This window comes from uncultured Candidatus Puniceispirillum sp., from assembly GCF_963979125.1.
In the GTDB taxonomy this organism is placed as follows: Bacteria; Pseudomonadota; Alphaproteobacteria; order Puniceispirillales; family Puniceispirillaceae; genus Puniceispirillum.
In genome coordinates this window covers 1-7955 of sequence record NZ_CAXBVX010000092.1, presented here as the reverse complement: position 1 = coordinate 7955, position 7955 = coordinate 1, and the positions used below count along the sequence as shown (strand labels likewise).

Below are 7955 nucleotides of genomic sequence, written 5' to 3'. Positions count from 1 at the left end.
ACCGCCCAGCTATCAGTCTCGGCCTCGCCTTCGACAATAATATCCGCCAGCAATTTACCAGCACCACCAGCCTGCACAATTCCAAAAGTGAAAACACAAGCCTCAAAGGCGTTGGGCACGCCTGGCATCTGGCCAAGAAGCGGTAAACCGTCAGGCGTATAAGGAATCGGGCCGTTTACAACACGGGTGATGCCGCCACTACCCAGAATAGGGACACGTGCACACGCATCCTCAATATACCATTCCAGCCGATCAAGATCGTCATTATAAAGCTGGAATGAGAAATCATCCGGCATTGGATCATCATCGGTCAGCCAATGGGCACGACAATTTTTTTCATATGGGCCAAGCAACAATCCGTCTTTTTCCTGCCGCAGGTAATAGGAACTGTCTGGATCACGCAGAAGCGGCAATTTGCTGTCGCGCGCGGTCAGTTCAGGAATAGCTTCGGTAATCAGATATTGGTGCGCCAATGAGACACAAGGCACATCACGGCCAAACATCTTGCCAAGCTCATGCGCACGGTACCCAGCCGCATTGACAACAAATTCAGCCTTAATATCACCATGCGGCGTCGAAACAGTCCATTCCCCCTTGTTCCATTTCACACCTGTGACTGGACAGAACCGCACAATGGTTGCGCCCATATCGCGTGCGCCTTTAGCTAGTGCCTGGGTTAATTGCGCCGGATCAATATCGCCGTCATAGGGATCCCACTGCCCACCATATAGATCATGTGTTTCAAGGAACGGATAAATATCCTGCATGTCCTTGTTTGACATTTCCTGCAACTCGACGCCCATCTGCCGCCCCATGCGCTCAACATGACGGAATTCCTCCATGCGCTGGCGGCTATGGGCAAGACGTATCGCGCCTGTTACATGATAATTCATGGGGTAATCAACCAGCGCGCCAAGCTCGCGGTAAAGGCTGGTCGAATAGGACTGAATTTTCATCATCGTCCATGATCCGACAAAGTTCGGGCAGTTGCCAGCCGCGTGCCATGTTGAGCCTGATGTCAGTTCGTTTTTTTCAAGCAGAACAACATCTGTCCAGCCTAGTTTAGCAAGATGATATAATACCGAGGCACCAACCGAGCCACCGCCAATAACAACGACACGTGCGCTTTTTGGCAATGTTGTACTTGCCTGTAGGGTTTCGGTTTGTTGTGTTTGTTGTTCATTCATATCATGTCCCCAATCATATTCAGCCCCCAGTCACATTCAGTCTAACTTTAATTTACTAATAAATCGGTGGCGCAATCACCCAGATCAGAACCGCCGGAACCTTGCCTTCATTCACCCAAGACACTGTCTCGCCAGCAAAACGGAAGCTGTCACCAGCATCCAGCACAAAACGATCACCATCAATAAACAACACAAGGCTACCCTCAATCACATAACCTGCTTCTTCGCTTTCTCGAATAAAAGGCTCTGGGCAGCGCGCACCAGGTGCAAACACCGAATGCACAATTTCAAATGCACCGCCAAGATCAGGTGATAGCAGGCTTTCAACCAGACCTTTGGTATCATCGCTCATCGACCGACGCGAATGTCCGCGCACGACAAACTGGCTTTCTGCATCATCATTGCTAGGTGAAAAAAAGAAACTGACAGGCAGAGTGAACAAGGCTGCAATACGGCGGATATCTTCCAGCGCTGGTTCGGATACGCCGCGCTCAACCTGCGACAGCCAGCCAACCGAACGTTCAAGATGATCGGCAAGATCGTTCAATGTCCAATTACGTGAACGCCGCAAAGCGCGTATATCGCTTCCGATCTGCCCTGTTGAGCGAAGCGGCGCGCTGGCATTTGACTGTTTATCCATCTTCACAAGCATGATCGGCTCTCACTTCCTCAGTAACCTTGCGAGGAGAAAATGAAAAAATCAAACATATTTTCATATAAAAATGAATTTAGGTGATTATTTTCATTTTGCTAATATGTATATCACTGTTACATCTACCCAAAAGCCGATCAAAAACGATTATGCGTTTCATCCGTTTGATCCAACGCATCTGGCAACATGGTCTCACCTGTCGCGCCTGTCATCCAGATCAGCGCGATAAATAGCCCCTTTGCCCGCGGCAAAGTCACATAAACACCAAGCAACATAATGGCCGATAATATGACACAGGCAATCCAGAGCGGGATCGAATCGTCACGGCCAAAATAGAGCATAAGCGGCACAACAATATGCCCAAGCAATAGTATCGTGACCCAGGCCGGGCCATCATCAGCGCTTATATGGCTAAAATCACTTTTGCAGGCTTCACATTCTGTGACTGGTTTAAGATAGTCACGCAACAACGTGCCAATCCCGCATTGCGGACAGCGCCGCCTTAAACCGCGTGTCAAAGCGGTACCATATGAAATGGGGGACGTTGGGGTCTGCATCTGCTTGATCCTGCCTGTTCTGATTGGGACATGCCTTTATCCCATACAGCTAGCATGATTCGTCCTGTCTGCCTATGCCAGCCTATGCGCCACAGCGCCACAGGCCAGTCTGAAAATTTCTATTTAGTGAACCTAGAAACTGGCAACAATTCCTGTGCTTATCTGGCGATTTTTCTTGCCTGCAATATTACCCCAGTTCTGATGTGACGCGCCTTCAATAAACCAGCGGAACGAAGCATCCCCGATTGATTGCGCTTTCAACTGACGCATATAGGTAACATGCGCAATCCAGTGCCGCTTTGGTACGGCAAAATCAATCCGGTCAATAGCGATGTTATAATTGCCCGATTTGTCATAGCCTTTCACACTATGCTGCGCCATCGCGCCATGACGTACCGCCAATGGCAGACGATAGCCCAAGGCAAAATGTTCATTATCGGCAATAACGTTCGTAACCGTCAGGCGGGCATCGGCACTATCGGCGTCCAGCGTCATATCATCGACATAGGCATTGTGACGAAAATCAACCTTTGTTTTCACCTTCATATAATCAGCAGACAAATGAATATGCGGTGATAATGACGTCGCCGCGCCAAGATGTAGATAATCCGATCCGGTGGCTTTATCTAGCTGGAACGCCCCTTCGGAACGGCTTGCCAGAAATCGTCCATGTTCAAAGAAACGTCCGGCTGACAGGCTGATCCTTGCTGTTCTATCTTGATGCGTCAACACCATACCAACATCATCAAACCTGTATGAACCATCATCATCCGCGCGATCAGTGCGCGTTGTCGTACCAGTGCCGCCTAGCTGTCCGCGACCCGTATAAACGCCCAGCCATAGATTTTCATTCAACGCGGTATCAAACCGGCCTTGCATATGGTCACGGCTGTGACTGCCCAGCCCGCTCCACATGCTTTTATGTATCGATGACGGCATCATGGCATCGGCAATTTTGACCTTGGCAAAGGAAAGATGCGTGCGGTAAGGCGTGCCCTGCACGTCACCAAACATATCAAACGACACACCCTTGCCGCGCTGGCCATAACGGTCATCCGACATGCTGTAAAACAGGCTACCATCAGCATCAAGTGCCACCGTTCGCGACGCCGCGCTGACCTTGCCATGATGAAACTGCATCAAGGCATCAAGGCTGGGGGCTTTGCGGATTGGTGCCTGTAGCGGCGTTTTCATCTGATAGGAACGGTTATATTTATCGAATACGCCCGAGGTCAGTGACTGCCGCGCGCCACCATTGCCAAAGGCGGTGGAAAATGCCACCGCATTCTGCCTTGGGTCAAAACCAGACAAGGCACTGGCATGCCGCCCTGCGCCGCGCGCCGCGCCTTGTGGCTCCAATGCCTTTGCCAGATTCAGCAAGCCATGACCATAAACATCATCAATCCCGGGCGCGCCCAGATCGGTGGCCGTATCAAGGATAATCCGTACGGCCTGCTTGGCGGTTAGACGCGGATCTTTACCTTTCAGAACCGCCAGCGCCCCCGATACCATCGGCGCCGCCATTGATGTGCCAGAGTAATTGACATATCCATTTTTTGTATCTCTATCTTCAAGCACACCTGTTGACCGGATATTTACGCCATTGGCGCCCAGACAATATGCCTTGGCGATGCCGCACCCGTTACTAGATCTATATATACTGTTATTTTCATCTAAATTTACAACAGCCAGCCATTTTCCAACAAAAGCCCCGTCCGTGAGAAAATAACTTGATTCCAGATTAGGTATATTAGATGGGATAGCTTTTCCGTCTATAACCTTACCAATGCTAGTGAAATAATCGATCGGCTCATCTGTATAACGCTTATCTGCGCTATATTTTGTTGCATAGACTGGTATTCTACCTGTCTCGCTGTTCCAGCCATCGTTTCCCGCCGAAAAAATGACGACAATATCCTTGCTTGCAACCCGCAACCACGCATCACGAGCTGGTTTCTGGAATATATCTGCATGACGTTGGCCATGGAGAAAGTAATTATATAGATTAAAATAGGTTTTTGGGCTTCCGGGCCTATCTGATCCCCATTCAACTTCTGCCGCCCATGTACTCCCCCAGCTATTATTCAAAACAAACGGGCTTTTGCTGGCCGCATAATCAACCGCTCGCGCAACTCTATTATTCCATCCTGCACCACTACTATGGTTAGGGTCAGAGCCTTGAGGCCGTTTACGAGCTGGCCTTGAATAAAACTCTCTGAAAAGAGTAACAGGTAAAATTGAGGCTTCAGGCGCAACACCCACTGTTCCAAATTCATTATCTGAAGCTGCAATGATGCCAGAAACATGTGTTCCATGCGAAATGCTTCGCGTAAAAGAGACTCCACGTGTAGCTTCGGCAGTTCTAATCCGATTGGCAATATCAGGTTCAGAAATATCGGATCGAGGCTTGTCACGACGCTGGACTATCGGCCTAACGTCAGAATGTTGTTCCACAAAATTATACCCAGTTACTTTTCCATTCGAGTCACGCACCCATCGGTTTCGTAAATCGGGATGCGTCAAATCGATTTCACCGTCTATGACGGCAACTGTAACACCCCTACCCTTTGACCCTTGCGCATGCGCGGAGAGAACATTGCTATTCTTTAGTGCATATGAAGACTGTTGATTTAGAGATTGGCCGGTTTGCAAGCGCGCCCCAAGCCAATGCCTATATTCTGACAAAGTCGCAACGCCGCTTCCCCCGCCACCTCCACCGCCGCCGCAGGCGCTAAGCGCGCCTAAAAGCAGAGCAGGTACAATGTAACGCGGGGAAAAATGATGTAAACCGGATGCAAATGCAAACTGGCGCGGTATCATCAGCAACCCCTTTGATTCGACAAATTGAACCAAAAGGGTACGCAAAACGGGTTAAACTAACGTTAACACAGCTAACTTTTGTTTATATTTCAATATTTTATATTATTTATAAATGATATGAGGAATGAATATGCCTGTTCACACCGCACATATTATTATCATCAATCGGCGCATGACACGCATATTGTAACCGCTGGGTCAATGGTCAACCGCGCGGGCTTGATCGGCTCATCGCATCGCAGACAATATCCGTAATCATCTGCCTCAATGCGTTGCAAGGCCGCCGCCAGAATGCCAAGACGCTGTTGCCGTCTTTGTTCACGTGCCAGATCCATTGATTGCTGTTGCATCGCATCCATACGCGACAGGCGGCCAACCGATTGCTGATCCAGGATCACCGGATCCCGACCCGATTTACTGCTTTTACTTAAGCCCTCAAGCTCGGCTATTTCCGCCAAGATCAGCTTTTTATATGCCGTAACATCCATTCGGACACCATTTTGCCAGTCGTTCTGATCGCCCATCAGTACATCATATATAACGCCTGATGAAAATGATTGACCTGACCCGCTTGCAACATCACAGTGATGCCACACCTCACCGATGCAGTCATGCACATACACATACACATACACATACACTAGGGAGATTTGATCATATGTTAGCCCGCTTTCTGCCGTGGATATTTATGCTGTGCATGGGGATGTTATGGGGGGTATCCTTTTCGGTTGCCAAGATTGCGATCAATGCGGGTGGCACGCCGATGGGGATTGCTTTCTGGCAAGCGATCGTTGCCAGTGTATTGTTATTAACCTTTACGCTGGCACGACGGCGACCCATGTCGCTGGGCACTGCACAATTACGGATTTATTTTATTGTTGGTTCACTTGGTATCGCCATACCAGGCGCATGTTTTTATCTGGCAGCGCCACATCTGCCAGCAGGCATTCTGGCCATTACCGTTACTTTGGTACCCATTTTGACCTATTGTCTGGCGCTGATATTAAAGCTTGAAAAGATAGCATGGCGTCGTGTAACGGGGATTCTTTTTGGTGCTGGCGCAATCTTGTTGCTGGTTGCGCCCGAAAGTAGCCTGCCAAGCCGGAGCGCAGTACCTTGGCTATTATTGGCCTGTGTCAGTTCATTGTCCCTCGCATTCCAAAACATCCTGCTAGCACGCTGGAAAATGCCCGGTCTGGGACCCATCCGGATTGCCTGTGGCATGAATATCGCGGCGGCGGTGATGTTACTTCCCGTCACGCTAGCCAATGATACCCTGTTCTTGCCAGAATTTCCATTTGGCGTCATTGAATGGGGCGTTGTCGGTCTGGCGCTTATAGCGACAATCGCCTATACGATGTTCGTTATGACGGTTGATCGCGCGGGGCCATTATTTGCCAGTCAGGTTGGCTATGTTGTCACTTTAGCTGGCGTATTCTGGGGCATGGTCTTGTTTGGCGAGAGCCATTCGGCATGGGTATGGGTATCAATGGCAACGATGCTTGTAGGCTTGGCGTTGGTGTCGCCTCGCGAAACCAGCGCGGCAACCTAAGCTAAAATTTGGGGCTAGAATTTGGCAAATGCCCATAGCGCAACAAATATGGCGATCGGCACGACCATTAAAGCCCCGCCAATATGTTTTAACCATTTAGGCATGTTGCTGATCTGGTCATGGCTTGCGTAACGTTTTTCCAGTGATTCCGCACCAATATAAATCCCGTAACCGATACCTGCCACAATAATGGCGATCAGCGCATGAGGGTTAATCTGCTCCATATCAAATTCCTTTATAAATAGATCGATTAACCCATGTTACGGGCAAGCATCCGCATCCAGTTCTCATGACAAAGTTTGCTCATTAGCGCATCGTTATAGCCATGCATACGCATCGCATCTCGAAACGTGGCAAGTCCAGCACAATCACCCATAGTTTCGGGAATGACAGCGCCGTCAAAATCTGACCCCAAACCGACACCATCTTCACCTAGATGTTCGATCAAGTGATCGAGGTGCCTCAGCAGAACATCATAATGAACATCGGCCAGCATTTTACCATCAGCACGTAAAAAGGCGACAGCAAAATTTAACCCTACCATACCGTTACTTTCGGCAATCGCCGCCAGTTGCTTGTCAGTCAGATTACGGGCATGGGGTGACAATAGATGACTATTTGAATGTGTTGCGACCAGTGGTTTTGTGCTGTGCTTGGCAATATCCCAGAATCCAGCTTCATTCAGATGTGACATATCCAGCATAATGCCCAATTCATCACATCGCTTGACAAGCCGGACACCATGATCGGTTAAACCGCCACCAACGTCGCCTGTACTAGGAAAGCGAAACGGAACCCCCTCACCAAAGATCGTCGGGCGGCTCCAGACTGGCCCAAGCGAGCGCAGTCCCGCCCGATAAAAAATATCCAGATTATAGAGATCGGCATCAATCGCCTCTGCTCCTTCCATATGCATGACAGCCGCCATTAACCCCGTTTGCATGCAGGTTTTAATGTCATGCACACTGGTGCAAATTTTCAGCGCGCCCAGTGTTTCTAGTTCGGCAAGGATCGCCGCCTGTTGCAAGGCAATGGGCAAGGCATCAGACAGATCAACCGCTGGCGGCAAAGGTAGGTCGTACTTGTCTTGCGTCATCAATTCTAATTTGAGATCAAGATCAACTGGCGATGGAACATAGATGGCAAAAAACCCACCTGCCAAACCACCCAATTTGGCTTTTTTCAGG

The 7955-nt window shown here is 49.4% G+C and carries 8 protein-coding genes; 1 reads left to right on the top strand and 7 read right to left on the bottom strand.

Annotated elements, in window-relative coordinates; translation table 11 throughout:
• The 5 genes from ABNT28_RS08865 to ABNT28_RS08845 form a co-directional block, all read right to left on the bottom strand.
• The coding region (locus ABNT28_RS08865; protein WP_348721415.1) for an FAD-binding oxidoreductase at positions 1–1187 on the bottom strand (1187 nt) is incomplete at its 3' end.
• A gap of 55 nt (positions 1188–1242) precedes the next feature.
• Complete coding sequence (locus ABNT28_RS08860; RefSeq protein WP_332925214.1) at positions 1243–1839, bottom strand: XRE family transcriptional regulator; 597 nt, start codon at positions 1837–1839, stop codon at positions 1243–1245.
• A gap of 137 nt (positions 1840–1976) precedes the next feature.
• Positions 1977–2396 (bottom strand): DUF983 domain-containing protein, encoded by a 420-nt coding sequence (locus ABNT28_RS08855; protein ID WP_332925215.1) that lies wholly within the window; start codon positions 2394–2396, stop codon positions 1977–1979.
• Positions 2397–2528: 132 nt separating this feature from the next.
• Complete coding sequence (locus ABNT28_RS08850; protein ID WP_348721414.1) at positions 2529–5216, bottom strand: S8 family peptidase; 2688 nt, start codon at positions 5214–5216, stop codon at positions 2529–2531.
• Positions 5217–5377: 161 nt separating this feature from the next.
• Positions 5378–5740 carry a TraR/DksA C4-type zinc finger protein gene (locus ABNT28_RS08845; protein ID WP_348721413.1) on the bottom strand — a complete coding sequence of 121 codons (363 nt, stop codon included), beginning with the start codon at positions 5738–5740 and terminating at the stop codon, positions 5378–5380.
• 134 nt (positions 5741–5874) lie between these two features.
• Here ABNT28_RS08845 and ABNT28_RS08840 point away from each other — a divergent pair, with 134 nt between their 5' ends.
• On the top strand, positions 5875–6768 hold the full coding sequence (locus tag ABNT28_RS08840; protein WP_348721412.1) for a DMT family transporter: 894 nt from the start codon (positions 5875–5877) through the stop codon (positions 6766–6768).
• A 14-nt stretch (positions 6769–6782) separates the two neighbouring features.
• Here ABNT28_RS08840 and ABNT28_RS08835 read toward each other — a convergent pair whose 3' ends face one another.
• Complete coding sequence (locus ABNT28_RS08835; RefSeq protein ID WP_348721411.1) at positions 6783–6992, bottom strand: hypothetical protein; 210 nt, start codon at positions 6990–6992, stop codon at positions 6783–6785.
• Between the two features lie 26 nt (positions 6993–7018).
• On the bottom strand, positions 7019–7955 hold a 937-nt coding region (locus tag ABNT28_RS08830; RefSeq protein WP_348721410.1), incomplete at its 5' end, for a membrane dipeptidase.

Excerpts from the sequence above, each read along its gene's own strand:
- ABNT28_RS08860 (WP_332925214.1), bottom strand. The coding sequence starts at position 1,839 with ATGCTTGTGAAGATGGATAAACAGTCAAATGCCAGCGCGCCGCTTCGC.
- ABNT28_RS08840 (WP_348721412.1), top strand. The coding sequence starts at position 5,875 with ATGTTAGCCCGCTTTCTGCCGTGGATATTTATGCTGTGCATGGGGATG.
- ABNT28_RS08835 (WP_348721411.1), bottom strand. The coding sequence starts at position 6,992 with ATGGAGCAGATTAACCCTCATGCGCTGATCGCCATTATTGTGGCAGGT.
- ABNT28_RS08855 (WP_332925215.1), bottom strand. The coding sequence starts at position 2,396 with ATGCAGACCCCAACGTCCCCCATTTCATATGGTACCGCTTTGACACGC.
- ABNT28_RS08845 (WP_348721413.1), bottom strand. The coding sequence starts at position 5,740 with ATGGGCGATCAGAACGACTGGCAAAATGGTGTCCGAATGGATGTTACG.
- ABNT28_RS08850 (WP_348721414.1), bottom strand. The coding sequence starts at position 5,216 with ATGATACCGCGCCAGTTTGCATTTGCATCCGGTTTACATCATTTTTCC.